This is a genomic window from Pseudomonas sp. GM55 (assembly GCF_000282395.1).
GTDB classification, from domain to species: Bacteria; Pseudomonadota; Gammaproteobacteria; order Pseudomonadales; family Pseudomonadaceae; genus Aquipseudomonas; species Aquipseudomonas fluorescens_CC.
Genome location: NZ_AKJJ01000034.1, coordinates 1 through 26722, shown reverse-complemented (window position 1 = coordinate 26722; position 26722 = coordinate 1). Strand labels below are relative to the sequence as shown.

Genomic DNA, 26722 nt, shown 5'->3' with positions numbered 1-26722 from the left:
TTTCTGGTTTGATTGAATGCTTACAACAAGTCGTATTGCTTGAGTTTCTTGCGCAGCGTGCCCCGGTTCAGTCCGAGCATCTCGCTGGCCTTGGTCTGGTTGCCCTTGACATAGTTCATCACGCATTCGAGCAGGGGAGCCTCGACTTCGGAGAGCACCAGGTTGTACACATCCGTGACGGCAGCGCCCTCAAGGTGGGCGAAATAATTGTGCAGCGCCTTCTCGACACTCCCGCGAAGGGTCTGGCCTTCTTCGCTTGGCGTATTGAGGTGCTGTTTCAAATTTACGTTGTCGCTCACGGGTGTTGTTCCACTCACTAAAGTCTCGGTCATCATCGTCATGCGGCCACCCACTCTCCGTCCCCTGTCAGGCTCTTGTAACGCTCGGCGAAAAATGCCCGAACGTTGGCGCATTGTGTATCCGTACCATCCAAACGATTGAAGTGGGCGCGAAACTCCCTGGCGCCCGGCAGGGTTGCGAGATACCAGCCCACATGCTTTCGAGCAATGCGCACACCCATGACATCGCCATAGAAGGCGTGCAGGGCGGCCAGATGCTCTAGCAGAATGCGTTCCACCTCGATCAGTTCCAGCGCCGGGAGCTTCTCGCCGGTACGCAGGAAATGGTCGATCTCGCGAAAAATCCACGGCCGCCCCTGGGCGGCCCGGCCAATCAGCAGGCCATCGGCACCGGTCGCGTCGAGCACGTACCGGGCTTTTTCCGGCGAGTCGATATCGCCGTTGGCGAAGACCGGAATCGACACCGCCTGCTTGATCGCGGCAATGGTGTCGTACTCGGCTTCACCGGTGTACAGGTCGGCACGGGTGCGGCCATGCACCGCCAGCGCCGTAATGCCTGCCTGTTCGGCGATTTTCGCCACCGTCAGGCCGTTCTTGTTGTCCCGGTCCCAACCGGTCCGGATCTTCAGGGTAACCGGCACATCGACCGCGGCCACGACAGCCTGCAGGATCTCGGTTACCAGGGGTTCATCCTTCAACAGTGCGGAACCGGCAGCCTTGTTGCAGACTTTTTTTGCCGGACAGCCCATGTTGATATCAATAATCTGCGCGCCCATTTCAACGTTGGCACGGGCGGCGTCCGCCAGCATCTGCGCGTCCCCACCGGCGATCTGTACCGAGCGTGGCTCGGGATCACCTTCGTGGATCATGCGCATGCGCGACTTGCGGGTGTTCCACAGGCTCATGTCGCTGGTGACCATTTCCGAGACAACCAGTCCCGCGCCCAAGCGCTTGCACAGCTGACGAAAGGGCTGGTCGGTGACGCCCGCCATGGGGGCGAGAATCAAGCTGTTATGTAATGTGTATGGGCCGATGCGTACCGCCGACATAGGACTTCCCTGTTGTGGGGCCGGATCATGAGAGTTCGAAAAAGGGTTGGCATGATACCCGCTCTCGATGACTGGATAAAGGCTGAATTGAACAAAATCTGAACAGTTATTCTGTTATTACCCGTGGTTTGGTTTGCCGGGCGGAGTCAAAAAGCCGACATCAACCCGGGGTCGATGAAGCGTTTCACTCCGGAGAGTGAAAGCTCAAACTGTAGTTCACGGCCTTGGCGCCGGGGTCGAGAATGTCCAGGGCGATGTGGATCGGCGTTTGCGGAGGCATTTCCGCCATGCCTTCGAGATCGCCATTGAGGTACTCGCCGGGTTTGAAGCGGCGGCTGGCGATCAGGTGGCCATTGAGGTCGGCGAAGCGCAGTTCCAGCAGCGGGAAAGGCTGGGAGAAGGGCGCACGGTTATAGATGATCGCATCGACCACCAGAGCGCCATTGAACTCGGGATGGCTGCGCACCACCAGGTTGCTGCTTTTGATTTTCGCGATGTCGACCTTGGAAGGTACGGTGCAGCCGATTTGCGGGCAAAGTTGCTGGAACCACGGACGATATTGATCCTGTCGCGCCAGTTCGTCGAAATGGTAGGCGATGTACTGGCCGGCGAGGGCGCCAGCGGCAATCAGCACCAGCAGCGCCCACAACAGCCGTCGGCCCCAGGGTGAGCGGCGTTTTTGCCAATCCAGTTGCAGCGGATCGTCGGTCAGGTCCTGCAGCACTTCGGCGCGCACGCCCGGCTCACTGCGTTCGCGTCGTTTGCGCAGCGGTTCGATCGAGGGCAGGTTGTCGTCGATTTCTTTTTCGTCGCTGGCCGACAGGCGGTCGTTGTTCAACGGTGCATCGAGAGGGTCGTGCAATCGCAACTGGGGTGGCTGCGGCTCGTCGTCCAGATCAACCGGTTCCAGGGATAGTGACGGTTCGGTACGTGAGGCCTTGCCCGGTTCGACCGTGGGCTCTGGCGTTTCAGGGCTGTCGAGCGGTTCGTCGGCTTGCGCACGATCGGCCGCCGATTCACTGAACAGACTGCCGGACCACGGCTCTTCGTCATCCGGCCCGGTGCTGTCGCGACGGGCGCTCAGCGAGTCGTCGCGATGGCGACCGAGTTCGGTGGCTGGCTGGATCTCCCGCTGTTCGAGCCGGGCGAGCTCTTCGTCGAGGTCGAGGCTGTCCAGGTCCAGTTCGGTCGCGCTCCAATGCTTTTGGTTGATGGCGCGCGGCGGCGAGGGTTCGAGGGGCTCCACAGGCTCCGCAGGCTGCACGGGCGGGATCGGCGTCACTACCGGTGGTTCCTTGCCGGCCTGTTCAAGCAACTGCCTGGCGGCATTGAACACCTGCAGGCAGGAGCCGCAACGAACCACGCCACGCGCCACGCTCAATTGGGCATGGCTGACGCGGAAGCTGGTTTGGCAATGCGGGCACTGGGTGACGAAGCTATCGGTCATGCGGCGATCCGGATTATGCAGGCGGTCATTCTAGCGCCGACGGCCAGTGATGCGCACCCAGCCATCGCGATTGGCGATCGGGTCCAGATCGAAGTCTTTGGCGTAGGCGGCAGCGACTTCGTCGCCCTGTTCGGCAAGGATGCCCGACAGCGCCAGACGACCACCCGACTTGACCAGGCCGGACAACTGCGGCGCCAGGGACACCAGCGGGCCGGCGAGAATGTTGGCCACCAGTACGTCGGCTTGAACCTGCGGCAGGTCTTGCGGCAGGTACAGTGGGAACAGCTCTTCGGCAATGTTGTTGCGTCCGGCGTTGTCGCGGGAGGCCTCCAGCGCCTGCACGTCGATATCGGTGCCGACGGCCTGTTTGGCGCCCAGCAACAGGGCGGCAATCGCCAGAATCCCCGAGCCGCAGCCGAAGTCCAGCACGTTGCAGTCCTTCAGGTCCTGACCGTCGAGCCATTCCAGGCACAGTGCGGTAGTCGGGTGGGTACCGGTGCCGAATGCCAGGCCCGGGTCCAGCAGCAGATTCACGGCATCAGGCTCTGGCGCGGCGTGCCAGCTTGGCACGATCCACAGGCGCTGGCCGAAACGCATCGGCTGGAAGTTGTCCATCCAGCTGCGTTCCCAGTCCTGGTCTTCGATCACTTCGCTGTGGTGTTCAGGCAGCGGGCTGCCGGTCAACAGCTCCAGATGGGCCAGTACCGGGCCGGGCTCGGTACCGCCTTCGAACAGGGCCAGCAGGTGTGTGTGCGACCACAGTGGCGTGGTGTTGAGTTCCGGCTCGAAGATCGGCTGATCTTCGGCGTCCATGAAGGTCACCGACACGGCGCCCACTTCAAGGAAAGCGTCTTCATAGGTTTCGGCTTGTTCTGGGCTGATGGCGAGACGTACTTGCAGCCAAGGCATGGCGGGCACCTTTGAAAAATGTTGATTGCAGCCTAGCGGGCTGCGAGAAGCGCGCAAGTTTACGCGAGCGCGAGGCTTTTGTGGGAGTCCACTGTACCTGTAGGAGCGGGCTTGCTCGCGAAAGCGGACTGCCTGTCACATTGATGTTGGATGTGCAGACGCCTTCGCGGGCAAGTCGAATCGTCGCACCGCCGCTCCCACAGGGAATGTGCGAAGTCGCCTATCTGAGGATGCGTCCAGATACAACAAAGCCGCCCGAGGGCGGCTTTGTTGATGGGTTCGAAGCTTAGTGCTTCTCGCCAGCCAGCTTGTGCTCGAGGTAGTGAATATTCACGCCCCCTTTGCAGAAGCCTTCATCGCGGGTCAGGTCGCGGTGCAGCGGGATGTTGGTCTTGATCCCGTCGACTACGATTTCGTCCAGCGCATTGCGCATGCGCGCCATGGCTTCGTCACGGGTTGCACCGTAGGTGATCAGCTTGCCGATCAACGAATCGTAGTTCGGCGGAACGGCATAGCCACTGTACAGGTGCGAATCGACGCGAACGCCATTGCCGCCTGGAGCGTGGTAATGCTTGACCGTGCCCGGGCTCGGCATGAAGGTTTTCGGGTCTTCGGCGTTGATCCGGCATTCCAGTGCGTGACCGCGGATGACGACGTCATCCTGGGTGAACGACAGCTTGTTGCCGGCGGCGATGCTGAGCATCTCCTTGACGATGTCGATGCCGGTGACCATTTCCGATACCGGGTGCTCTACCTGGACACGAGTGTTCATCTCGATGAAGTAGAAGCGACCGTTCTCGTACAGGAACTCGAAAGTGCCTGCGCCACGGTAACCGATGTCGATGCACGCCCTGACGCAGCGGGCGAGGACTTCCTCGCGCGCGTTCTCGTCGATGCCCGGTGCCGGCGCTTCTTCGAGAACTTTCTGGTGACGACGTTGCAACGAGCAGTCGCGGTCGCCCAGATGGATGGCATGACCCTGGCCATCGGAAAGGACCTGGACTTCCACGTGACGTGGGTTGGTCAGGAATTTTTCCAGATAGACCATCGGGTTGCCGAACGCCGCGCCTGCTTCGGAGCGGGTCAGTTTGGCCGAGGCAATCAGGTCTTCTTCTTTGTGCACAACGCGCATGCCGCGACCACCGCCGCCGCCAGCGGCCTTGATGATCACCGGGTAACCGACTTCGCGACCGATGCGCAGAGCGGTTTCTTCGTCTTCCGGCAGCGGGCCGTCAGAGCCCGGAACAGTCGGTACACCGGCGGCGATCATGGCGTGCTTGGCCGATACCTTGTCGCCCATCAGGCGAATGGTTTCGGCTTTCGGGCCAATGAACGCGAAGCCGGATTTCTCGACCTGCTCGGCGAAGTCGGCGTTTTCCGCAAGGAAGCCGTAGCCCGGGTGAATGGCGGTGGCGCCAGTCACTTCGGCTGCGGCAATGATTGCCGGAATGTGCAGGTAGGAATGGGCGGCCGATGCCGGACCGATGCAGACGGATTCGTCTGCCAGGCCCAGGTGCATCAGTTCCTTGTCAGCCTTGGAGTAAACGGCGACGGTCTTGATGCCCATCTCTTTGCAGGCGCGCAGGATCCGCAGGGCGATCTCACCGCGGTTGGCGATCAGAACTTTTTCCAACTTCGCAGTCATCAAAGGCTCTCCGCGGTTCAAACGATGGTGAACAGCGGTTGGTCGTACTCAACCGGCTGGCCGTCTTCGACGAGGATGGATTCGATCACACCGCTGGTTTCAGCTTCGATGTGGTTCATCATCTTCATGGCTTCAACGATGCACAGGGTGTCGCCTTTCTTCACGGTCTGGCCGACTTCAACGAAGGACGGCGAGGTTGGCGAAGACTTGCGATAGAAAGTACCGACCATCGGCGAACGGGCAACGGCACCGTTCAGTGCCGGAGCGGCGGCGGCAGCAGGTGCAGCAGCGGCAGCCGGAGCGGCGGCAGCGGCAGGCGCGGCAACCGGAGCAGGCATTGGAGCCGGCGCGTAGTACTGCTGAGCCGGGGTCTTGCTATGACGGCTGATGCGTACGGACTCTTCGCCTTCCTTGATCTCGAGCTCGTCGATGCCGGACTCTTCCAGCAGTTCGATCAGTTTCTTAACTTTACGGATATCCATGAATCATCAACTCCCAAGGGTCGGTCAGGGGCGGTTAACTTGTTGTTCAAGCTGTTCCAGGGCGGCCTCCAGGGCCAGTCGGTAACCGCTGGCGCCAAGGCCGCAGATCACTCCCACCGCTACGTCGGAGAAGTAAGAGTGATGGCGGAAAGGTTCGCGTTTGTGCACGTTAGACAAATGCACTTCGATGAATGGGATGCTCACCGCCAGCAGCGCGTCACGTAATGCGACACTTGTATGTGTAAATGCTGCCGGATTGATCAAAATGAAGTCCACGCCTTCGCTGCGGGCAGCGTGAATACGGTCGATCAATTCGTACTCGGCATTGCTTTGCAGGTGCAGCAAATGGTGACCGGCTTCGCGGGCACGGCGTTCCAGGTCCTGGTTGATCTGCGCCAGCGTCGTGGCGCCATAGGTACCCGGTTCGCGAGTGCCGAGCAGGTTCAGGTTGGGTCCGTGCAATACGAGTAGTGTCGCCATCGGCGGTTCCTTTGTTATCCGTGAGCAATTGTCAGAACCCGGCGACTATGCCGCAAAGCCTTTGTGACTGTCCAGTTCTCTGCAATAGCCAGCACGATGACCGATGTTTGCGCGAAATATATGACTGCTTGATTAAAATTGGTCATTAGCCCTGGTAACACGTTCGGCGAAGTCTTTGGCGTTGATCTCGCCGATCACCCGTACATCGGCGCGTTCGACGCCGTCCTTGCCGAAAAACATCAGGGCCGGAGGGCCGAACAACCGGTAACGGTCGAGCAGGGCGCGTTGTTCGGCGTTGCTGGCGGTGATGTCGAAGCGGATCAGCCGGTAACCCTTGAGACGCTCGACGACGACCGGGTCGTTCAGCACCTCATGTTCGATGACTTTGCAGCTGATGCACCAGTCGGCGTACCAGTCGAGCAGCAGTGGTGTGCCGGATGACCGTGCGTCGGCGAGTGCGCGATCCAGATCGGCCGGTGTGCTGATGGTTTGCCAGCTGCTGGTGTTTTGCGCAGGTCCGCTGTTGGCAACGAAACGGGGCTGGCCAATCGGGTTGAGCGGGTCGGTCTGGCCGCTGAAGGCGCCATACCAGCAGGCCAATGCGTAAAACAGCAGGAACATGCCGAGCAATTGGCCGAGGCGTTTGCGCGGCGGTTTATAGACGAACTCCAATGCACCCATGAACAGGCCGACGCCGCCCGCCAGCAAACCGATCAGCAGCAAGGTGACCTGACCTGGCAGGACGCGGCTGAGCAGGCCGACGGCCAGCCCGAGCAACAACACGCCAATTGCGTTTTTCACGTAGACCAGCCACGGGCCGCTTTTCGGCAACCAGGCTGCGCCACCGGTGGCCACCAACAACAGCGGTGCGCCCATGCCGAGGCCGAGCATGAACAGTTTCAAGCCGCCACCCAGTGCGTCGCCACTGGCGCTGATGTACAGCAGCGCGCCGGCCAACGGCGCCGAAACACAGGGTGAAACCAGCAGACTGGAAACCACGCCCAACACTGCAGCCCCCCACAGTGACCCGCCTTTGGTGCGACCGGCGATGCGGTCCAGGCGACTGCTGATGGCGTGCGGCAGTTTCAGTTCGAAGACGCCGAACATCGCCAGCGCAAACAGCGCAAAAAACATCGCGAAAGGCACCAGCACCCAGGCCGATTGCAGCCGCGCCTGCAGATTGAGCTGGGCACCGAACAGGCCCATCAGCGCACCGAGCAGGGCAAAGCAGGCGGCCATCGGCAGCACGTAGGCCAGTGACAGATTGAAACCGCGCCAGCCGCCGACCTGGCCGCGCAACACCACGCCGGACAGGATCGGCAGCATGGGCAGTACGCAGGGCGTGAACGTCAGGCCAAGGCCTGCAAGGAAGAACAACGCCAGTTCGCGCCAGTTCCATTGATAGGCCGTCGCCGGAGCGCCGCTGCCGTCGATGCTCAAGCGCTCGGTTTCCGGCGGATAGCACAGGCCTTTGTCGGCGCACCCCTGATAGGTCACGGCCAGGGTGAAGGCGCGCTGGTCGGTGCGCGGCACCTCGACGTCTAGAATGCCGTGGTAGACCTCGACATCGCCGAAGTATTCATCGTGCTTTTTCTGGCCATCTGGCAGTTTCGCGGTGCCGAGAACGACATCGGCCGGATCGGCGCGAAACTGGAAACGGTGGCGGTAGAGGTAATAACCTTCTGTGGCGACGAAGCGCAGCTTGATCGATTGCGGCGTGCTTTCAACCAGGCTCAGCTGGAAGGCTTCACGCACCGGCAGGAAGTCGGCGCTGTTGTTGATCGAGCCCAGGGTAGAGCTGGGGCGATTCTCCAGCAAGCCAGTGGCACTGGCCGGCAGGGCGAACACTAAAAACAGCAGGCAGAGCAAACGGCGCATGACGATCTCGCGTATCGGAATTGGGGGGGATGATAGCGGACGTTGATGGGGTGTGCAGTGCGGGCATTTCGATGGTGAATGTTCCGACGCCATCGCTGGCAAGCCAGCTCCCACAAGTATTGATGGTGCCCACAAGATCTGGGAACTCCCCCAACCCTGTGGGAGCGGGCTTGCCCGCGATAGCGGTGGGTCAGACGCGGAAGGCTTGAACGGCCGTGTGCAATCGTCCACCGAGCACCAAAAGGTTTTCCCCCTGCTCACGCCCTTGGCCAATGCGCAGCAGGTTATCCCCTCCCAACTGGTGAATCCGCTCGCTGTGGTCGCGGATCTCGCTGACCGCACCGCTTTGCTGGGCGGTGACATCGGCGATGCGCACTGCCGTGTCGGAAATGGTCTGGATTGCCCCGACGATCTTATCCAGCGCACCATCGGCGGCCTGGGCCTGGCTGGCCGTGGCTTCGGCGTGTTCGACCTGGGCGCGCATGCCTTCCACCGATTGCCGCGCGGCGGTTTGCAGCCCTGCGATCAGCGTCTGGATTTCTGCCGTGGCCCCGGCGGTACGTTGCGCCAGTGAACGCACCTCTTCCGCCACTACGGCAAAGCCTCGGCCCATTTCCCCGGCCCGGGCCGCCTCAATGGCCGCGTTCAAGGCCAGCAGGTTGGTCTGGTCGGCAATCGAGCGGATCACCGTCAACACGCCACCGATGGTGGCCGACTCTTCGGCCAGGTGTTCGATCATTTGCGCGTTGCCCTGCACTTCGTCCACCAGTGCATGGAGACCGGTCAGGCTCAGGCCGATGACTTTCTGTCCATGCTCCACAGCCAGGCCAGCGTGGCGGCTGGCGTCGGCAGCCTGACTGGCATCACCGGCGACTTGTTGAATGGTCGCTTCCAGTTCGCTGAGGGAGTCGCGGATCAGCGCTGTGTCGCCGGCCTGGTGCTCGGCACCGCTGTGCAAGTCATTGCTCAGCTCGGCCAGGGTGCGGCTGCTGCCAGCCACCTGTTCGGCGTTGCGGCGAATGGTCCCCACCAGGTCCACCAGATACGCACGCAAGCGGTTGAGCGACGCTTCAATGTCATGCAATTCGCGGTTGGTGTTGCCCAGTTGAATGTCGCGGCTGAAGTCGCCTTCGGCCCAGGTCGACAGGGCCGGGGCGAGGTTGGTCAGGGTTCGGGCCAGTTTGCGCTGCAGGGTGTCGATCAGCAGCGCGATCAACAGAATCAAACCGATCATCACGCCTTGCATCAACCGCACTTCGCCCTGGATCTGCCCGTGCTGGGCGCGTACCGCCGGTTCCAGCCCGTCAATGGCCTGTTGCACGTCGGCGATTTTCAAGTGAGTCGCGGTGCTGAGGTCGGCGCGTTTGCTGATTTGCTCGCGAGTGCGCGAGAGCTCGGCCGGGTAGCGGGTGAGCAGGCTGTTGAGCTCGCGCTTGAGGCCAACGCCGGCATCTTCGGCGACGGTTTTTTCCTTGTTTTCAAGGCCCATCATCGAGGCGAAATCATCGGTGTTCGACTCGCTGCTGGTGGTCACGCCCAGCAGCGGCAGGGCGTCGAGCTTCTCCGCCTGGGTGCGGATGTTGGCCACTTCGCGATCGACATCGGCGGCCAGCTCACTGCGGCCGCTGCTGACCAGTTTGTCCCGCGCCAGGGACAGTTTGCCCAGGTGCTGCGATGCGGTGAGCAGCGGCGTCAGGTAGGCCGCGTTGCCGCTGGCGTACTGGCTGAGCTGGTCGAGACTGGCGCCCAGTTCCCGCTCGGCCTGCAGCAGCAGCGCCTGCGGATCGCCGGCCAGTTTGCCGGCGGCCAACAGGTCGGTTTTGCTGAATTCTTCAAGGGTCGACAGGCTGGGGCGCAAGGTTTCGGCCAGGGCCGGTGGCAATTCGCCGAGTTGTTTTTGCAGGCTGTCGATGCCCTGGGCGGCACTGCTCAGGCGTAGCGCATCGCCGCTGCCAAGGTAATCGTCGACGCTGCGGGCGACTTCATTCTGAAATTGCTGCGACAGGCCCAGGTAGCGCTCCATTAATAGATACGGACGCTCAAGGGCTTTCTGCGACCACCACAGCGTAGCGCCGAGGGCCACGCACACGGCCACCAGAAGGAGGGTATTGAGATTGGTCAGCAGCTTCAGGCGCATTACGGACTACCAACGGCAGAAATGGTAAGTGTCTGAAGTTATTGCGTTTCTGTTACAGGGTTATGACCGTATCGGTCGATTCCGATAAAAAAGTGGCACTTTGCTTTGATGTGCGGGCGGCCTGTACGCGATTGCGTCCACCGTTTTTGGCGCGATACAGCGCCTCATCGGCCTGACTGGCCATCATCAGGCCGTCGGAGCTTTCGCATAACTCCACCACCCCTGCACTGAAGGTGCACCACAGATCCTGGGGTTGAGCGGGGTAGTGAATCTCGGCAAAACGCTGACGGATTTCATCGAGCACGTTGTAAGCCGCTTCGATATCGGTGTCCGGCATGACGATGGCGAACTCTTCGCCACCGTAGCGGCCGATGAAGTCGGTTTTGCGCAGGCGTTGTTTGAGAAACAGCGCCAGGCTCTTGATCACCCGATCGCCCATGGGGTGGCCGTGGCTGTCGTTGACCCGTTTGAAGTGGTCGATGTCGAGCATGGCAAAGCTCAGCGGCTTGTTCTCGCGACGGGCGCGAAACGAGCAGTCTTCGAGCAGTTGCAGGATGTGCGTGTGGTTGTACAGGCCGGTGAGGCTGTCACGGACCATCCGTGCCTTGAGGTTGCGGGCCCGCGCCGCGCGGTTGCGCACGGTGGTGATCAGGTGCCGGGGCTTGATCGGTTTGGTCAGGAAGTCGTCGCCGCCCTCGCTCATGGCGTCGAGCTGTTTGTCCAGGTCGTCTTCCGCCGACAGGTAAATGATCGGTACGCTGACGTAACGGTCGTTATGGCGGATCACCTTGGCCAGTTCCGTACCGGTGCAGGCCGGCATGTACATGTCGAGGATGATCAGGTCCGGCTGGAAATCCGCCAGTTCGGCCATGGCCTGGATCGGCTCGATCAACGTCCGGGTAACGATCCCTGCGCTGTTGAGCAGGCGCTCGGTGTGCAGGGCCTGGGCGCGGGAGTCGTCGATGATCAGCACTTTATAAGGTTCGTACTGGGCTACACAGGTCAGGACTTCGATTTTCTCCAGCAGGCTCGACGCTTCGAGGGTGCCGGTGAGGAACTCCTGCCCACCGGCACGCACGGCGGCCAGGCGGGTCGGGGTGTCGGTTTCGTGCAGGCTGAAAAATAGCAGCGGCAAACGCTGTTCCAGGCCTTCCTGGGCTTCGGCGGCCAGCTTCAGGCCGACGCCGGGGCCACTGAAATCCACGTCCATGACAATCGCCGCCGGCGAGCGCTCAACCATCGATGAGCGAAACGCGTCTACGCTGTCCAGGGACTGGGCGCTGAGCCCGAAAAACTCCAGTTGCTTGGCCAGGCGCTCGGCGCGGTCGTGGTCCTGCAACATCACATAGATGGGCTTGCGCAGTGGTGGCAGGAAGGTTTGATCGAGTTGGTCGCCATGGCGCAGGCCGGTGCGTGACAGGCGCTGCATCAAGCGATTGAGGTCGGTGATCAGGCCGCTGCTCAGGCGTCCGCGGTTGGCATCGACCGCCTCCAGGGACCGACCGATATGGTGTGCCAGTTGCGTGTGTTCCGGTTGCTCGAAACGCTCGGCGAAACGCAGCAGACGCAGGTTGGCCTCGCTCAGTTCCGATAGGTCGGCGGTGGACCACTCACTGCGTTGCAGGCGCTGCCATATCTCAAGAATCTGACGAGCCTGATGAATTACCCGCTGGGCAAAGTGGTGCTTGAGGCGCTCGCGGCTGGGGTCTTCTGGCTCGGTCATATCCTGACTACTAGTTAGGGCGCACACTGAGGTCGACTGATGGCTCTATGCTAGCACCACTTTTCCATTACATGAGTGCTGTACGTCAATAATCTGCAATGTGACCCCATTCAGTTTATGACCGGTCGGTCTGGTTCTGGCCTTTGAAGTCGCGGTGTACGGAGGGCGAAGTGCATTAATCAGGGCACTTGACGGGTGTGGGGTGGCCATTGGCGAGTGACAGGCATTCGGCCATTGATGATTTTTTTCGAGTGCTGGTCGGTTCGGTTTTTTGGGGTTCAGGGGGTAGGGGATTCCCTTATGGGGGCAATCCGAACCATTAGGTGAACTTCGAGGGCGGCAGCGTCCTCGGGTGGACAGGAACACTTTTCATCCCGAGCTCGGTAATTTTCTCCTTCAATGCAATGGCGGGTGCCGGGCCAAGGCACGTTGTTGTATGGTTGTGGTCGAACCGTCGAACCCAAGAGATTGAAAGGATATCGCCATGCTGGACTGGAAGAACCGCACGGGCAGTGCGCCTGAACGTGCCGCTGAACCGAAGTCGGAGGCCCGTAGTTATCTGGGGGGGCTGTTGTTCAGCCGGGCGCTGGCCACTTTGCTGGGCATCTACCTGTTGGTGGCGAGTGTTCTGGGCTGGTACTGGAGCCAGGAACCGGCGTTGTTCCCGGTCCAGCAAACCGCTCAACTGGCGGCCGAGAAAGAAGGCAAGCAGATGGTGGTCGGCTACACCACGGTGGAAACCCTCAAGACCGTCGCCGGCACTTTGCTGACCAAGCCGGGCGGCTATATTTCCAACGACCGATTCCCGCCAGGCCTGTGGATGGACAACATGCCGAGTTGGGAATACGGCGTGCTGGTGCAGGTCCGCGACCTGAGCCGTGCATTGCGTAAAGACTTCGCCCGCTCGCAGTCGCAGTCCGCTGAGGACGCCGACCTGGCCAAGGCCGAGCCGCGCTTCAACTTCGACAACAAGAGCTGGGTGCTGCCGTCCAGTGAGTCCGAGTACCAGGAAGGCATCAATTCCCTGAGCCGTTATCAGGCGCGCCTGTCCGATCCGAATCAGAAGACCGCACTGTTCTATGCCCGTGCCGACAACCTGAACAACTGGCTGGGTGACGTCGGGACGCGTCTGGGGTCGCTGTCGCAACGACTATCGGCCAGCGTTGGCCGGGTCAAGCTCAACACAGCGTTGAAAACAGAAGTCGTTGCACCCGGTGTGGCGCCTCAGGTCGACGAAGAGATCGTCGAAACCCCGTGGCTGCAGATCGACAACGTGTTCTACGAAGCCCGCGGCCAGGCCTGGGCTCTGTCGCACCTGTTGCGTGCCATCGAAGTCGACTTCGCCGATGTGCTGGCCAAGAAGAACGCCACGGTCAGCGTGCGCCAGATCATTCGTGAGCTGGAGGCGTCGCAGGAGCCTGTGTGGAGCCCGATGATCCTTAATGGCAGTGGCTTTGGCGTACTGGCCAACCACTCGCTGGTCATGGCCAACTACATTTCCCGGGCCAACGCCGCGGTGATCGATTTGCGTCAATTGCTCAATCAGGGCTGAGTCATGGTCGATAACGCCAGGGAAGCCGCGCACCGCGCGGCGTCCGATGCCGAACAGATCGCCTGGGTCGACGAGCAGGACAACCTGCTCGGCGCCCTGGTCCGTGCCGACCTGCGCGAGCGCGGGCTGATCGGGCGCGGCACCTACATTATGCTGTTCAATTCCGCTGGCGAGCTGTGCGTGCATCGCCGCACGCTGAGCAAGGCGATCTATCCCGGTTACTGGGACGTGGCGGCGGGTGGCATGGTGCTCGCCAGTGAAACCTACGCCGAGTCGGCGGCCCGGGAACTGGAGGAAGAACTGGGAGTGAGTGGCGTGGAGCTGACCGCCCATGACCATTTTTTCTTCGAAGACACTGGCAATCGCCTGTGGTGTTCGGCGTTCTCGGCGGTGTGGGACGGCCCGTTGATCCTGCAACCGGAAGAGGTGCTCGAAGCACGCTTTTTGCCGATTGAAGACGTGCTGCGGGAAATCGAGGAAAAGCCTTACTGCCCGGACTCTTTGGCAGCATTGAAGCGCTATCTGAGGTCTCGCGGGCAAGACGTCGCAAAAAGGCTATAAATTGGCGCCGATTGGCTCTTAGCAATCGGTGTTTTTGTCGTTACACTGCGCGACCTTTTTAAACTGAACCGGTATTGCTGGTTGTTGTAGGAGCGAGCCTGCTCGCGAAAAACGCATGGACGACGTGTGCTGCCTGATGCCGCGCGTTATCGTTGACGTCCATCGCTGGCAAGCCAGCTCCTACAGAAGACGTCATCGTTCGTAAGTCGTAGCGTTTCAGCAATGTCGTACCGTTTCAGTAGCGCTGCCCCTGCCTGAGTGGGGCTTCGCGGTCGATGGCACTTCCCAGATGCTGCGACCAGTCTTTGTCCTCCAAAGAGGATTGCCGGTGGCCAAAAAAGCCGCATCCTTCGCCGCCCTGGGCGGCCTGGTATTTTCCACCGACGCAGGTCGTCATTGCCCGGAATGCAGTAAACCGGTGGACGCCTGCATCTGCAAACAGACCGTTATCCCGGCCGGCGACGGCATTGCGCGCGTGCGTCGCGAAAGCAAGGGCCGTGGCGGCAAGACGGTGACCACCATCACCGGCGTGCCATTGGCTGAAGATGCGCTCAAGGAACTGGGCACGACGTTGAAGAAACGTTGCGGTACCGGTGGGGCGTTGAAAGACGGTGTCATCGAAATCCAGGGCGATCATGTCGAGCTACTCTTGGCAGAACTGATCAAGCTCGGTTTCAAAGCGAAGAAATCCGGCGGCTAGCAGCCTCTGTGAAAACCACCCTCGGTTTGATCCGGTCCTGATGGCATTCAGGCCTGGCGTCAGCTACATGGTTTTCACAGAGCCTGTTCATGACCGGTTTCTAAACTCACTGCGGTCGGCGGGGTCTATTGCCTCGTTGACGAACCGTCATTTTCATTCTTTAGACTGCGCCGGCCTGAATCCAGGCGACGCACTATGACTTCTTTATAGGGGACTTCGATGTCCGTACGACGCACACGCAAAGACGATGGCAGCCAATGGACAGTTGCGGACAGCCGCAGTGTTTACGGGATTCGCCATTGGGGGGCCGGGTATTTCGCGATCAATGACGCCGGTCGCGTCGAAGTTCGTCCGAACGGTCCGAGCAGTTCGCCTATCGACCTGTTCGAGCAAGTCGACCAGCTGCGCAAAAGCGGCCTGTCCTTGCCGTTGCTGGTCCGCTTCCCGGACATTCTGCAGGACCGCGTGCGTCAACTGACCGGCGCGTTCGACGCCAACATCGAGCGTCTGGAATATCAGAGCAAGTACACCGCGCTGTACCCGATCAAGGTGAACCAGCAGGAAGCGGTGATCGAGAACATCATCGCCACCCAGAACGTTTCCATCGGTCTGGAAGCAGGGTCCAAGCCCGAACTGCTGGCAGTGCTGGCACTGGCGCCGAAGGGTGGCACCATCGTCTGCAACGGGTACAAGGACCGCGAATTCATCCGCCTGGCGCTGATGGGCCAGAAGCTCGGCCACAACGTGTTCATCGTGATCGAGAAAGAATCCGAAGTCGGTCTGGTAATCGAAGAAGCGGCCTCGCTCAAGGTCAAGCCTCAGGTCGGCCTGCGCGTACGCCTGTCGTCCCTGGCGTCGAGCAAGTGGGCGGACACCGGCGGCGAGAAATCCAAGTTCGGTCTGTCGGCGGCGCAACTGCTGTCGGTGGTCGAGCGTTTCCGTGCGGCCAGCCTGGACCAGGGCATCCGCCTGCTGCACTTCCACATGGGCTCGCAGATCGCCAACCTCGCTGACTACCAGCACGGCTTCAAGGAAGCGATCCGTTACTACGGCGAGTTGCGCAACCTCGGCCTGCCGGTGGACCACATCGACGTTGGCGGTGGCCTGGGTGTGGATTACGACGGTACGCATTCGCGTAACGCCAGTTCGATCAACTACGACATGGACGATTACGCCGGTGTCGTGGTCGGGATGCTCAAGGAATTCTGCGATGCGCAGAGTCTGCCGCACCCGAACATCTTCTCCGAAAGCGGCCGCTCCCTGACCGCCCACCACGCCATGCTGGTGGTGCAAGTGACCGACGTCGAGAAACACAACGACGACGTTCCGCAGATCGAGAACAAGGAAGCACTGCCGGAAACCGTACAGTGGCTGGTGGACCTGCTGGGTCCGACCGACATCGAGATGGTCACCGAAACCTACTGGCGCGCAACGCACTACATGAGCGATGTCGCTGCCCAGTATGCCGACGGCAAGCTGACCCTGGCCGAGAAAGCCCTGGCCGAGCAATGCTACTTCGCGGTGTGTCGTCGCCTGCACAACTCGCTGAAGGCGCGCCAGCGTTCTCACCGTCAGGTGCTGGACGAACTCAACGACAAGCTGGCGGACAAATACATCTGCAACTTCTCGGTGTTCCAGAGCCTGCCGGACACCTGGGCCATCGACCAGGTCCTGCCGATCATCCCGTTGCATCGCCTCGACGAAGAGCCGCTGCGCCGTGCGGTGTTGCAGGACCTGACTTGCGACTCCGACGGCAAGATCAACCAGTATGTCGACGAGCAGAGCATCGAAACCAGCCTGCCGGTGCACGCGCTGAACGAAGGTGAAGACTATTTGCTGGGTGTGTTCCTGGTCGGCGCCTATCAGGAAATCCTTGGCGACATGCACAACCTGTTCGGTGACACCGACTCGGTGAACATCTACCAGAACGCCGACGGCAGCGTGTACCACGCCGGTATCGAAACCCACGACACCATCGAAGACATGCTGCGTTACGTGCACCTGTCGCCGGAGGAGCTGATGACCCACTACCGCGACAAGTGCGCCAGTGCCCGCATCAGCGCAACCGAGCGCACGCAGTTCCTCGATGCCTTGCGTCTGGGGCTGACCCGTTCGTCTTACCTGTCTTCCTGAGGTAAGCGCCACGCTGATCAGGTTGTCTGAAATTTTTCCGTTTGCTGCGGAAATTTCAGATGACCTGGTGCGGCAATTCTCTTGTTCCAGGCGAAATTTCCAGCATCTTCGACAACCCAACACATTTGGTCTTCTTTTCGCGTAGGTCATTTCCTAAGTTGTACTTCGGCACTCTACTCGGCCATGTCTCTCGGCGAGAATCCCCGGCCGCCCCTCCTGTAGAGAAACGCCGATGTTCAAGCCAGCCAGCGAACCGTCATTTCGTCTGGATGTAGCAGGTCTGCCCGACTCCTTTGAGGTCCTGGCCTTTACCGGCAGAGAAGCCATCAGCGAGCCGTTCGTGTTCGACCTGGAGCTGCTGATCGATGACCCGGTGCTTGACCTTGCCAGTTTGCTGTACCGCCCGGCCTCCTTGCATTTCGGGCCAGCTGGAAGTCACGTGCATGGACAATTGCATGAACTCGTCCAGCGCGATCATGCCTCGGGCCCCCGACTCTGCCAGGTGCGCCTGGGGCCAAAACTGGCTTGCCTGGCCCAGCGCTTCAGCCAACGAATCTTCAGCGGCCGTTCGGTGCCGCAAATCCTCGACCAGGTGCTCAAGGAGCATGGCATTACTGGCAAAGATCGACGCCTGGAGCTGAGCGGCGAATACCTGCCCAGGGATTTTTGCACGCAATATCGAGAATCAGACCTGCAGTTTGTCCAGCGACTGTGCGCCCAGGAACGGCTTCACTACTACTTCGAACACCGGTCCTGCGGACACTCTGTGGTGTTTGGGGATGATCAGCGGCGTTTTCCAACCGGCGAACCGGCGGTGTTCCGGAGCGAGGGCGATTGGCCGGCGGTGCGGCAGTTCGAACGTCAGCGCTGCGATGGAACTGCAGCCCAATGTGCCGAATGCCGGACAGACCTGGCGACCTTGCGCAGCGGTTGGCTGATACCTCTGTCCGGTCATCCGGTTGCCGATTGCAATCGACTCTGGCTGGTGACCCACGTTGAACATTGGGGCAGCCAGGATGCGGCGACGCCCTACCACAATCAGGTCCGTGCCCTGCACTGGCCTGCACCCTTCGAGCCGCCCTGTGCGGCAGTCAAACCACAGATGCATAGTCTGCAACGGGCGTGGGTCGTCGAGGTCGATGAACCAAGCCCCGACCCGGCAAGAGTGGTACCGGTGCAATTCGACTGGCTTTATCAGGGCGAAGGGGCAGCGCCCAGTCATTGCTGGTTACCCCTGGCCAGGTCGTTGCAGGCCGAAACGTTCTCGCCATTGCAGGAAGGGACTGAGCTGGTGGTGAGTTTTGTCGAGGGCGATCCCGATCAACCGCAGATAACCGGGTTGCTGCATGTGTCGGCAACGACCGAGGTGACGGACACCGATGCCCCCCAGGCCACCTGCACCCATGACGAGGGCCTGGAGCAATGGTTGCGGTCGGGAGAGCCATTGCTGGTGTTGTGCCTGCTGCCCGGCGGTGGCAGCTTCAATCACTGTGCACAGGCGTTGTGTACCTGTCGTCTGGCGACACAGCCTGGTCAGAGCTCTGGAGCATGATCGTGACACGCACGCCCGAGGCACCACCGCAGTGGCTGTTGCTGGATGTACCGGGCACGCCCCAGGCGGGCGTCACACTGCGGCAGATGTTTGCGCAAGCCTGGTGGTCCAGGCTGTTCGAAGGTACGCAGTGGCATGCGCTGCATGAACAGGGACCGGTCCTGGTTGATCTGCGCACCTGCCCGGTACTGGCCGATTTATGCATCGTCGACGGGCAGCGTTGGCCCGGGTTGCTGATGGTCAGCGAGGCCAGCGCTTCGTCGTTGCTGGCGCATTTGCGGCGCATGCTCACGGTCACGCTTGGCCAGTACCGGGCCCTTTTGAGCTACTACAACCCGATCACGGCCAGCTATTTTTTTGATGCCTGTGATGCGGATGAACTGAGTCGCTGGCTAGGCCCCATCAACCAATTGCGCTGGTTCGGCGGCACTTGGGCGGATCGCGCGATGGGGTGTGAGGGCTGGCAACGCTTGTCCAACCCGGGGCTGGCAGTCAGCCCGTTGGCAGTCGAGGAGAGCCTCAGCGCCGGGCAACAGAGAACACTGCAAACCTGCCTGCTCGAGCAGCATGCCTGGCGCTGGAGCCAATCCACCGGTGTCGATTTCTCCCGCCTGTCGGCCCATGTGCAGGAGGGGGTGGCGCTGGGTTTCAGCGAGCGCCCGGTGCTTGATGGCTGGATATGGCTACGCTTGCAGTATCCCGACGCCGTGCCCGTGCAGCCATTGCCGGGCAGGACTCAACAGGAACGCCTCGATAGCCTGCGTCACCGGTGGCAGAACGACCCTCCCTGATGCTGGCCACGTTGTCCCGTCCGTTGCGTGGACTGGCGCCCGTTCAGTGAGTGCTGCCGGCAAACCAGCCATCGTGACGGCGCAGGCGCCAGGCGATCACGCCGAGGGTCAGACTGCGCAGCAGCATGAACAATAGAAAGGTTATCCACAGGCCATGATTGCCCCCGCCTTGCAGCGCCCAGCCGAAAGGCAGCACCAGCGCCACGGTCAGCAGCATGCCGTCGCGCATTTCCCTGGCGCGGGTGGCGCCGATGAACAGGCCGTCGAGCAGGTAACTCCAGACGGCAATCAGCGGCAATACGGCAAGGTAGGGCAGGTAGATGAACGCGGTGTCGCGCACACTCTGAATATCCGTCTGCATCTCGATGAACAAATGCCCGGCGAACAGAAATAGCGCCGCAAAGCCCAGGCTCGCCAGCAAAGACCAGCCGCCAGCCACCACCAATGAACGGCGCAGGGCATCGCGGTCGCGGGCGCCGAGTGCATGTCCGCACAGGGCTTCGACGGCGTGGGCCAGGCCATCGAGGGCGTGGGCGGTGAGCAGCAGACCATTGAGCAGCAAGGCATTGGCCGCGACCGTGGCGTCGCCCAGCCGCGCGCCTTGCACCGTGATCAGGAAAAACACCGATTGCAGCGCCAGGCTGCGGATGAAGATGTCGCGGTTGACCGCCAGCAATGGCCGCCAGCTCTGCCACAGCGCCAATGCCGCCCAGACGATATGCCCGGGGTAGGCACGCAGGGCTTTGCGGGTCATCAGCAAACCGATCAGTGCACCGGTCCATTCGGCAATCACCGAGGCCCGGGCAGCTCCCACCACGCCCCATTCCAGGCCGAGGACGAACCACAGGTTCAGGGCAATGTTGACCAGGTTGGTGCTCAGCAAAATCGCCAGCGGCGCGCGGGCATTCTGGGTGCCGAGAAACCAACCGACCAAGGCATAACTGGCGAGCGCCGCCGGCAGGCCAAACAGGCGGGTGTGGAAGAACTCGCGGGTCAGTTGATCGAGCTCCGCCGACGGTTGCATGAGGTGCAACGCGACCCCGCTCAACGGTACGCCCACGGCACCCAACACCACGGCCAGGCCGATGGCGAGCAACAGGCCTTGCAACAGAATTTGCCGCAAGGCCGCACCATCCCCGCGCCCGGCGGCTTGGGCGGCGAACCCGGTGGAGCCCATGCGCAGAAAACCCATGGCCCAGGCAAGGAAGGTATACAGACTGGCCCCGACCGCGACGGCGCCGAGTTGATGGGCGTGGGGCAGGTGACCGATGACGGTGCTGTCGACCAGTGCCACCAGCGGTACGGAAATGTTCGAAAGAATCATCGGCGCGGCGAGCGCCCAGACCCGGCGATGGGTAGGGCGGTCGCGCCAGTCGGCGGTCAGGTTGGACATGCAGGCTCCTTGAAGGAGCGGGCATTGTAGCGGTACATCGAGAGCAAGCCGCGATCAATTGTGGGGTCAGTGAATGATCCAGCTGAGTAACCAAAGCCCCAGCACCAACCAGATGATCCCCATGATGAACGAAGCATTGAGAAATGCGCGGATCGCCGACCACAGCAGGATCAGCCCGAGGATCAGGGTCACGATGCTGACGATCGAGGCATCCATGCCCAGCGCCTGGGACAAACCTTCGACAAAATTGCTGCTGGCGTTGCCCAACAGATTGAACAGCCCACTGAGGCCATCAACGATGAAGCGGATGATCGAGCCCAGTACCTGGCCGAGCCATTCGGAAAAACCTTCTACCTGCATGGAGTGGGAGTCCTGATTAAAGAGAATCGAGTCTTGGGCTGTCGATCATGCTGCCGAGTTCCCACAAGCATAGAGGGTTGCACAGTACCTGTGGGAGCGGGCTTGCTCCCACCCGAAAAACGTTGTCACTTGCCATCCTCGGTCATCCCCCCGAAGCTATACGTCTTCAGGAGAGCCCGATGAACCTTGTTGAACTGACCGAACGCCTGCACGCCATCCGTGACCGCAATGACTGGCGGCAATTTCACAGCCCGAAAAACCTCGCCATGGCCGCGAGTGTGGAAATGTCCGAACTGGTGGAAATTTTCCAGTGGCTGACCGAAGACCAGTCACGCCAGTTGCCGGCGGACAAACTCGCCCACGCCGGGCAGGAGGTCGGTGACATCGTGCTTTATCTGTTGCTGTTGTGCAGCGAGCTGGGCCTGGACATGGAGGCCGTGGTGCGTAGCAAGCTGGCGGACAGCGAACGGAGGTTCAGCTGATGAGCGACCGTCATTTCGATCAACTGGCGACCCGTTTTGCCGAAAAAATCTACGGCGGGGCCAAAGGCGCGATCCGTCTGGCGGTGTTGCAGGCCGATCTGGCCGAAATCCTGCCCGACCGGCCGCTGCGCGTTCTGGACATCGGCGCCGGCCTTGGCCACATGTCGTTGTGGCTGGCCCAGCGTGGCCATCAGGTGACCCTCGCCGAGCCTGCCGAACCGATGCTCGAAGGGGCCCGCCAGCGTTTTGCCGAAGCCGGGCAGAGCGCCACGTTCATACAGGCACCCTGGCAGGAGCTGCTCGGGCAGCTCACCGAACCCTACGACCTGGTACTGTGCCACGCCGTGCTGGAATGGCTGGCCGAGCCCCACGCCATCCTGCCGGTGCTGCATCAGCTGACCAAGGCGGATGGCTGGCTGTCCCTGGCGTTTTACAACCGCGATGCACTGATTTATCGCAACTTGCTCAAGGGCCATTTCCGCAAGATGCGCAAGAACGACATGGCCGGCGAAAAGCAGAGCCTGACCCCGCAGCAACCCCTTGATCCACGCGAGCTGGCGGCGCAACTTGAAGGCCTGTGGCGGGTCGAATCAGAGAGTGGAGTGCGGGTTTTTCACGATTACATGCCGGTGGAATTCCAGGCCCGCGCCGAGCTGGTGGACCTGCTGGAAATGGAACTGGCCCACCGTCGTCATCCGAGCTTTGCCGGGCTTGGGCGTTACTTGCACTGGATCTGTCGGCCTGTCTGATCGGAGCACGAAATGAAAAGTCATTCAGGTGTGCTGATGTTCTGCCTGGGACTGGCCGCCTGTCAGGGCAGCAACCCCTATGTCGCCACGTCCAACCCTTTGCCACCGGCACCGCCCCAGGCGGCCAACACCTTTGACCGCAGCGCTTACCCGGCAGCACCGCGTGACTATGGACGCTACCGCAGCTGGGCCTGGCTCGACGGGCACCTGCCACCGGGCACTGCCTGGGCCGACTCGGCGCAGGTCGCCGAAGCGGTCAGCAATGCGCTGGATCAACGCGGCTTGCGCCCGTTGCACGACAATCGCCCGGCCGACCTGTTTGTCAGCGCCGACCTGCGCCTGGAAACCCGCTTGCGCCAGGTCCGGGACGATTACGGTTACTACGGCGGTTACGGCGGCTACGGGCCGGGATACGGCATGTACGGTAGCGTGCCGATTGTGCGCACCTATTCGGAACAGGTCGTGGTCGTTCAGGTGGATATGTTTGACGCCAGGAGCGGCCAGCCGGTATGGAGCTCGAGCGCTGAAACCGGCAACCGGGGCAGCGAGAGCGAGCGGGTCGACGCGATACGGGAGGCTGTGGAAAGGGCAATGTCGGCGTATCCTCCTAGTTAGCTTCTTGTAGATAAGAAGCATTTCACAGGATCATGCCTTCGACCGGAGAATCACCATGTTCCGCCGTTTTGCTTTACTGGCAGTGGCCGCGCTGCTCAGTGCCTGCGCCGCCAACCAGGTCAATCATGACTTCGACGCCAGCCGCGATTTTGCTGCCTATCGCAGCTGGACGTGGAAAGAACCCGCCCTGCAATACCGTCCCGATGATCCACGAATCAAGAGCGACCTGACCGAACAGCGCATCCGTCAGGCGGTTGCCGATCAACTGGATCAGCGCGGTTTGCGCCCGGCCGCTGCAGGCGCCAAGGGCGATTTGAATGTGCAGACCTACCTGATTGTCGAAGAGCGGCAACAACAGGTGACCACCAATTACGGCGGCTGGGGCTACCCATGGCATGGCTACTACGGCGCCCCGATGTATAACGAAACCCGCAATGTCAGCTACAAGGTAGCAACCATCCAGATCGACATGCTCGATGGCAAGGACGGCAAACTGGTTTGGCGCGGCAGTGACGAACAGTTACTCAGCCGCACGCCGAACCCGACGGATCGTCGCGATGCCATCTGGGAAACGGTCACGCGGATCTTGGCCAACTATCCACCTCACGCCTCCTAGAATCAGCCAGCCCCCCTCGACCCCTGTGTACCCACAGGGGTTTTTTATGCTCGACGCTGGCGAGCCTGGGGATCGAGATGAGCAAAGTCGAGGTGGGTGCCAACCTCAGTTGTCACTGGTGATCTGATCCGGCAGCACAATCGGCAGTTCGATGCAGAAACGCGCACCCTCGGTGGAGTTACTGACACTCAGTCTGCCTCCCATGTTTTCGACGATGCCGTAGCTCACCGAGAGCCCCAGGCCGGTGCCGACGCCTGCCGGTTTGGTGGTGAAGAACGGCTCGAAAATCCGCTCCAGCAAACGCGGATCGATACCGCCGCCGTTGTCCTCGACCCACAGGCGTACCCAGTGCGTATCCCGTTCGGCGTGCAGCGAAATCCACGGATTGAACCCGGGCCGGGTTTCGCGCTTGCCGAGCAGCGCGTCCCGGGCGTTGACCATCAGGTTGATCAGCACCTGTTCAAGCTGATCGACGTAGCCGCGCACCTGCACTTCAAAACCGGTCTCGCGGATGCGCAGGTCGACGCCTTCGCTGCGCATGCCCTCGGACAACAGCGACAGCGTGCCTTCGATGGCCTGGGTCGGGTTGAACGGTTGCTGCTCGATTTCCGAGCGGCGGCCGAACACCCGCATGTGATCCACCACCCGCGCGGCGCGCTGCACCTGGGAGTCGATGCGGGTGAGTTTGTCGATCAGGTAATCGACCTGTGCGTCGCCGTTGTTGAGACGCTTGAGCACATTGACGATGGCCATGCGCATCACGTTCAACGGCTGGTTGATCTCATGGGCCAGGCCGGTGGCCATTTCACCGAGGGTGGCCATTTTCGCGCTTTGCGTGAGCTGCTGCTGCGAGCGCCGCATCTCGGTGTTGTCGCGTCCCACGGCCTGAACTTCGAGCAACCGGCCCTGTTCATCGAATACCCCGCGATCGGACCAGCCCCACCAGGCGTGTTCGCGGCCGGGCAGCTGCAGGTTGATCTCGGCGGTACTGACCGGAAACTCGGGGCTCAGCAGGTTCAGCCGTTGGGTGAACGCATTGCGTTGTTCCTCGGACATCCAGCTGCCCAGGTTCACCCCCGGCAGTTGCTCGGGCGCCAGTTCCAGATAAGTGGCCAGCTGACGATTGCCGAAGGTCAGGGTCAGGTCCGGCTGGTAGCGGCAGATCATCGCCGGCGAGTCTTCCACCAGCATCCGATAGCGTTCCTCACGCTGTCTGACCTGTTCGGTGGCCAGGGTCGCTTCGGTGACGTCCAGCCACAGGCCCACGGCTTCCACCGGCAAGCCGAGGTCGTCGCGCAACAACTTCGCTTCATCCAGCAGCCAGTGATAGTCGCCATGACTGTCGCGCATCCGATAGCGGGCGCGCACCGAGCCTTCACGCAGTAACTGCCGCGTGCGCTCGAAATACTGCAAGCGGTCGTCGGGATGCACCCGCTCCACCAGTGTCCCGGGCGCGCAGTCGGCGAGGGTCCAGCCAAGCAGCGGCAGCAGGCTGTCGCTGAAGAACACCGGTTGCAACGCACCTTCGACATAGCGCTGTACGTAAATCACCGCCGGTGAGTTGGCGATCAGATTGTCCAGGCGTGCATGGGCAGCGGCAGCGCTCTGTTCCTGGGTCTTGATGTCGCTGATGTCGAGCATGAAGCCCACCAGCCGACGTTTTTTCCCCACGCCCAGGGCCTGGCCTTGCAGGCGATACCAGATCGGTTCGGGCGCACCGTCGGGGCGATACAGGCGCACGCACAACAGCAGCGGCATGCCCGACGCCTGCAAGTCTTGCAGGCGGATGCGCAGCTCTTCGCGGTCATTGGGATACACCTTGTCGAGCAAGTCCTGCACGGATAAACGTGTTGCTCCAAGGTTCAGGGTCGTGGCCAGCGAAGGTGCCAATTGCAACTCGTCGCTGTCGCTGAAAACTTCCCACCAGCCTGTGCCCAGCAATGCTTGCAGCGATTCCAGGCGTTCCAGTTGCAGATGATGCCGGTGCTCGCGCAGGCGTTCGAGCAAGGGGCTGGCGAGCGCAGCGGTGATTTGCAGCCAGTCGCGCTCAGTGACATCGGGGGCGCGTTGGTGCGCCGTATAGAAACCGCACAGCAACCAGGCAACCACCCCTTGCGCATCGTGATAGGGCACGGCGAAGCCATTGGTATTGCCGAAGGTCTTTTGCAGGCGCGGGTGTTCGCGCAGGGTCAGGTGCTGCGGCGTCGAGCCGCTCAAACTGTCCAGCCCTGTGCCCAGGCGTTGGCCGTTTTGCCACAGTTGCGGTGCATCGAGGGCTGCGTAGTGTTGGTGAATCTGCCAACCCTGTCCCTGCTCATCGAGCAAGGCCAGGGCAATGCACGGAATCTGAAAACGCTGGGCCAGGCTTTGCAGTTGTTCGCCGAACATTTCGGGCAGGCGTGTCAGGCTGCACAGGCGCAACTGCTCGGTGATTTGCATCGCCAGCACCTGGCATTGTTCGCGGTTGCGCGATTGTCGGCGCTCAAGCAGCAAGTCGCCGATGTCGAGCATCTGCAACAACCAGGCATCGGCCAAGGGTTGCACCCAGCCGCGCAAATGCAGTGGCGGACCGTGGAGGCTGTAGAAGTCCAGGTCCAGGGTTTGTCCCTGCCAGTCCTCCGGCGTACCTTCGATGACGAGGCTGCTGTGGGGCAACAGGAATTCGAGCAGATGCGGTGCCTGCGTTCCGGGACTTTGCTGAGTCAGCAGGTGCCGCAGCGGACCGCTCAGATGAACGACACGCCCCTCGGCATCGAGTTGCATCTGCAAGCCGAAACTGTGCACCCGCAATGTCTCTTGCGGCTCCGGTGGTGGGGGCGGATGGCGGTTGAGCAGGCGCCCGAAGAGTTTTTTGTCGCCGGCACTCAAAATTGCAGGCTCGTACTGGCCGTGAGGGTCGCCGGCAGGTTCGGGAGCGGGATGGCGGCGCCTTTTTGTTTGTGGGGGAGGCTGGCTTTCATGAGTGTGTCTACCCTGACCAACACTGAGTAATGTCAGCATAGAATCATTCAGGCAAAACGGACGTTTTTTACCGAATGCAGAGCTTTGTCATGGTGATCTGGCTGGCGCTGTGCGCCGCACAGGATGCCCGGCAACGGCATATCGCCAATGGCCTGACCCTGGGTGCCGGCGCCCTGATTTTGTGTGCATATCCGTTTCTGCGGTAACG

23 protein-coding genes and 1 pseudogene are annotated in these 26722 nt (G+C 61.3%); 11 read left to right on the top strand and 13 right to left on the bottom strand.

Annotation, left to right across the window (positions count from 1 at the left end; genetic code table 11):
* Positions 1 to 20: 20 nt before the first annotated feature.
* The 10 genes from fis to gcbA form a co-directional block, all read right to left on the bottom strand.
* On the bottom strand, positions 21 to 341 hold the full coding sequence (gene fis / locus PMI31_RS05685; protein ID WP_015093301.1) for a DNA-binding transcriptional regulator Fis: 321 nt from the start codon (positions 339 to 341) through the stop codon (positions 21 to 23).
* Positions 338 to 1348 (bottom strand): tRNA dihydrouridine synthase DusB, encoded by a 1011-nt coding sequence (gene dusB, locus PMI31_RS05680; protein WP_008016791.1) that lies wholly within the window; start codon positions 1346 to 1348, stop codon positions 338 to 340. Before dusB ends, fis begins: the two co-directional genes overlap by 4 nt.
* 184 nt (positions 1349 to 1532) lie before the next feature.
* Entirely contained in the window at positions 1533 to 2795 is a 1263-nt protein-coding gene (locus PMI31_RS05675; RefSeq protein ID WP_008016789.1) for a DUF3426 domain-containing protein, read from the bottom strand.
* 30 nt (positions 2796 to 2825) lie between these two features.
* The gene (gene prmA, locus PMI31_RS05670) at positions 2826 to 3704 is read right to left on the bottom strand and encodes a 50S ribosomal protein L11 methyltransferase (RefSeq protein ID WP_008016788.1); all 879 of its coding nucleotides are present in this window, start codon (positions 3702 to 3704) and stop codon (positions 2826 to 2828) included.
* Between the two features lie 286 nt (positions 3705 to 3990).
* Positions 3991 to 5349 carry an acetyl-CoA carboxylase biotin carboxylase subunit gene (gene accC / locus PMI31_RS05665; protein ID WP_008016786.1) on the bottom strand — a complete coding sequence of 453 codons (1359 nt, stop codon included), beginning with the start codon at positions 5347 to 5349 and terminating at the stop codon, positions 3991 to 3993.
* A 17-nt stretch (positions 5350 to 5366) separates the two neighbouring features.
* Positions 5367 to 5831, bottom strand: a complete 465-nt coding sequence (gene accB, locus PMI31_RS05660; protein WP_007994227.1) for an acetyl-CoA carboxylase biotin carboxyl carrier protein — start codon at positions 5829 to 5831, stop codon at positions 5367 to 5369.
* Positions 5832 to 5855: 24 nt separating this feature from the next.
* Positions 5856 to 6311 (bottom strand): type II 3-dehydroquinate dehydratase, encoded by a 456-nt coding sequence (gene aroQ / locus PMI31_RS05655; protein ID WP_007971361.1) that lies wholly within the window; start codon positions 6309 to 6311, stop codon positions 5856 to 5858.
* Positions 6312 to 6443: 132 nt separating this feature from the next.
* Positions 6444 to 8189 (bottom strand): protein-disulfide reductase DsbD, encoded by a 1746-nt coding sequence (locus PMI31_RS05650; RefSeq protein ID WP_008016784.1) that lies wholly within the window; start codon positions 8187 to 8189, stop codon positions 6444 to 6446.
* 190 nt (positions 8190 to 8379) lie between these two features.
* Complete coding sequence (locus tag PMI31_RS31805) at positions 8380 to 9423, bottom strand: methyl-accepting chemotaxis protein (protein WP_443216985.1); 1044 nt, start codon at positions 9421 to 9423, stop codon at positions 8380 to 8382.
* A gap of 955 nt (positions 9424 to 10378) precedes the next feature.
* Positions 10379 to 12049, bottom strand: coding sequence for a diguanylate cyclase GcbA (gene gcbA, locus PMI31_RS05640; protein WP_008016781.1), 1671 nt, complete (start codon positions 12047 to 12049; stop codon positions 10379 to 10381).
* Positions 12050 to 12533: 484 nt separating this feature from the next.
* On the opposite strand from gcbA, the gene PMI31_RS05635 reads away from it, so the two are divergent.
* From PMI31_RS05635 to PMI31_RS05610, 6 genes are all read left to right on the top strand, one after another.
* On the top strand, positions 12534 to 13601 hold the full coding sequence (locus PMI31_RS05635) for a DUF2333 family protein (RefSeq protein ID WP_008016779.1): 1068 nt from the start codon (positions 12534 to 12536) through the stop codon (positions 13599 to 13601).
* 3 nt (positions 13602 to 13604) lie between these two features.
* Positions 13605 to 14162, top strand: a complete 558-nt coding sequence (locus PMI31_RS05630) for an NUDIX hydrolase (RefSeq protein ID WP_008016778.1) — start codon at positions 13605 to 13607, stop codon at positions 14160 to 14162.
* Positions 14163 to 14490: 328 nt separating this feature from the next.
* Positions 14491 to 14862 carry a translation initiation factor Sui1 gene (locus PMI31_RS05625; protein ID WP_008016777.1) on the top strand — a complete coding sequence of 124 codons (372 nt, stop codon included), beginning with the start codon at positions 14491 to 14493 and terminating at the stop codon, positions 14860 to 14862.
* A gap of 219 nt (positions 14863 to 15081) precedes the next feature.
* Entirely contained in the window at positions 15082 to 16995 is a 1914-nt protein-coding gene (gene speA / locus PMI31_RS05620) for an arginine decarboxylase (RefSeq protein WP_008016776.1), read from the top strand.
* A gap of 232 nt (positions 16996 to 17227) precedes the next feature.
* Positions 17228 to 18547 (top strand): contractile injection system protein, VgrG/Pvc8 family, encoded by a 1320-nt coding sequence (locus PMI31_RS05615; RefSeq protein ID WP_008016774.1) that lies wholly within the window; start codon positions 17228 to 17230, stop codon positions 18545 to 18547.
* Complete coding sequence (locus PMI31_RS05610; protein ID WP_008016773.1) at positions 18544 to 19338, top strand: DUF4123 domain-containing protein; 795 nt, start codon at positions 18544 to 18546, stop codon at positions 19336 to 19338. The genes PMI31_RS05615 and PMI31_RS05610 overlap by 4 nt, the downstream gene beginning before the upstream one ends.
* 43 nt (positions 19339 to 19381) lie before the next feature.
* Here the strand turns inward: PMI31_RS05610 and PMI31_RS05605 are convergent, their stop codons facing one another.
* Positions 19382 to 20731, bottom strand: a complete 1350-nt coding sequence (locus PMI31_RS05605) for an MATE family efflux transporter (RefSeq protein WP_008016772.1) — start codon at positions 20729 to 20731, stop codon at positions 19382 to 19384.
* A gap of 66 nt (positions 20732 to 20797) precedes the next feature.
* The gene (locus PMI31_RS05600; protein ID WP_008016771.1) at positions 20798 to 21091 is read right to left on the bottom strand and encodes a hypothetical protein; all 294 of its coding nucleotides are present in this window, start codon (positions 21089 to 21091) and stop codon (positions 20798 to 20800) included.
* A gap of 179 nt (positions 21092 to 21270) precedes the next feature.
* Between PMI31_RS05600 and PMI31_RS05595 the strand changes: the two genes are divergently transcribed.
* The 4 genes from PMI31_RS05595 to PMI31_RS05580 are packed head-to-tail and all read left to right on the top strand — an operon-like array spanning position 21271 to position 23553.
* Positions 21271 to 21573, top strand: coding sequence for a MazG-like family protein (locus tag PMI31_RS05595; RefSeq protein WP_007971343.1), 303 nt, complete (start codon positions 21271 to 21273; stop codon positions 21571 to 21573).
* The gene (locus tag PMI31_RS05590; RefSeq protein ID WP_008016770.1) at positions 21573 to 22322 is read left to right on the top strand and encodes a methyltransferase domain-containing protein; all 750 of its coding nucleotides are present in this window, start codon (positions 21573 to 21575) and stop codon (positions 22320 to 22322) included. The genes PMI31_RS05595 and PMI31_RS05590 overlap by 1 nt, the downstream gene beginning before the upstream one ends.
* A gap of 12 nt (positions 22323 to 22334) precedes the next feature.
* Positions 22335 to 22937: a DUF4136 domain-containing protein gene (locus tag PMI31_RS05585; protein ID WP_008016769.1), complete on the top strand. Its 603-nt coding sequence runs from the start codon at positions 22335 to 22337 to the stop codon at positions 22935 to 22937.
* A gap of 55 nt (positions 22938 to 22992) precedes the next feature.
* A complete protein-coding gene (locus PMI31_RS05580) occupies positions 22993 to 23553 on the top strand; it encodes a DUF4136 domain-containing protein (RefSeq protein WP_008016768.1) in 561 nt (186 codons plus the stop codon).
* A 105-nt stretch (positions 23554 to 23658) separates the two neighbouring features.
* Here PMI31_RS05580 and PMI31_RS05575 read toward each other — a convergent pair whose 3' ends face one another.
* Complete coding sequence (locus PMI31_RS05575; RefSeq protein ID WP_008016767.1) at positions 23659 to 26421, bottom strand: ATP-binding protein; 2763 nt, start codon at positions 26419 to 26421, stop codon at positions 23659 to 23661.
* 167 nt (positions 26422 to 26588) lie between these two features.
* Here PMI31_RS05575 and PMI31_RS29720 point away from each other — a divergent pair.
* Positions 26589 to 26696 (top strand): annotated as a pseudogene (locus PMI31_RS29720) (prepilin peptidase); the annotation flags it as partial.
* Between the last annotated feature and the right edge of the window lie 26 nt (positions 26697 to 26722).

Coding starts and splice junctions, on each gene's coding strand:
- fis (WP_015093301.1), bottom strand. CDS start 341: ATGACGATGATGACCGAGACTTTAGTGAGTGGAACAACACCCGTGAGC.
- dusB (WP_008016791.1), bottom strand. CDS start 1,348: ATGTCGGCGGTACGCATCGGCCCATACACATTACATAACAGCTTGATT.
- PMI31_RS05675 (WP_008016789.1), bottom strand. CDS start 2,795: ATGACCGATAGCTTCGTCACCCAGTGCCCGCATTGCCAAACCAGCTTC.
- prmA (WP_008016788.1), bottom strand. CDS start 3,704: ATGCCTTGGCTGCAAGTACGTCTCGCCATCAGCCCAGAACAAGCCGAA.
- accC (WP_008016786.1), bottom strand. CDS start 5,349: ATGACTGCGAAGTTGGAAAAAGTTCTGATCGCCAACCGCGGTGAGATC.
- accB (WP_007994227.1), bottom strand. CDS start 5,831: ATGGATATCCGTAAAGTTAAGAAACTGATCGAACTGCTGGAAGAGTCC.
- aroQ (WP_007971361.1), bottom strand. CDS start 6,311: ATGGCGACACTACTCGTATTGCACGGACCCAACCTGAACCTGCTCGGC.
- PMI31_RS05650 (WP_008016784.1), bottom strand. CDS start 8,189: ATGCGCCGTTTGCTCTGCCTGCTGTTTTTAGTGTTCGCCCTGCCGGCC.
- PMI31_RS31805 (WP_443216985.1), bottom strand. CDS start 9,423: ATGATCGGTTTGATTCTGTTGATCGCGCTGCTGATCGACACCCTGCAG.
- gcbA (WP_008016781.1), bottom strand. CDS start 12,049: ATGACCGAGCCAGAAGACCCCAGCCGCGAGCGCCTCAAGCACCACTTT.
- PMI31_RS05635 (WP_008016779.1), top strand. CDS start 12,534: ATGCTGGACTGGAAGAACCGCACGGGCAGTGCGCCTGAACGTGCCGCT.
- PMI31_RS05630 (WP_008016778.1), top strand. CDS start 13,605: ATGGTCGATAACGCCAGGGAAGCCGCGCACCGCGCGGCGTCCGATGCC.
- speA (WP_008016776.1), top strand. CDS start 15,082: ATGTCCGTACGACGCACACGCAAAGACGATGGCAGCCAATGGACAGTT.
- PMI31_RS05615 (WP_008016774.1), top strand. CDS start 17,228: ATGTTCAAGCCAGCCAGCGAACCGTCATTTCGTCTGGATGTAGCAGGT.
- PMI31_RS05610 (WP_008016773.1), top strand. CDS start 18,544: ATGATCGTGACACGCACGCCCGAGGCACCACCGCAGTGGCTGTTGCTG.
- PMI31_RS05605 (WP_008016772.1), bottom strand. CDS start 20,731: ATGTCCAACCTGACCGCCGACTGGCGCGACCGCCCTACCCATCGCCGG.
- PMI31_RS05600 (WP_008016771.1), bottom strand. CDS start 21,091: ATGCAGGTAGAAGGTTTTTCCGAATGGCTCGGCCAGGTACTGGGCTCG.
- PMI31_RS05595 (WP_007971343.1), top strand. CDS start 21,271: ATGAACCTTGTTGAACTGACCGAACGCCTGCACGCCATCCGTGACCGC.
- PMI31_RS05590 (WP_008016770.1), top strand. CDS start 21,573: ATGAGCGACCGTCATTTCGATCAACTGGCGACCCGTTTTGCCGAAAAA.
- PMI31_RS05585 (WP_008016769.1), top strand. CDS start 22,335: ATGAAAAGTCATTCAGGTGTGCTGATGTTCTGCCTGGGACTGGCCGCC.
- PMI31_RS05580 (WP_008016768.1), top strand. CDS start 22,993: ATGTTCCGCCGTTTTGCTTTACTGGCAGTGGCCGCGCTGCTCAGTGCC.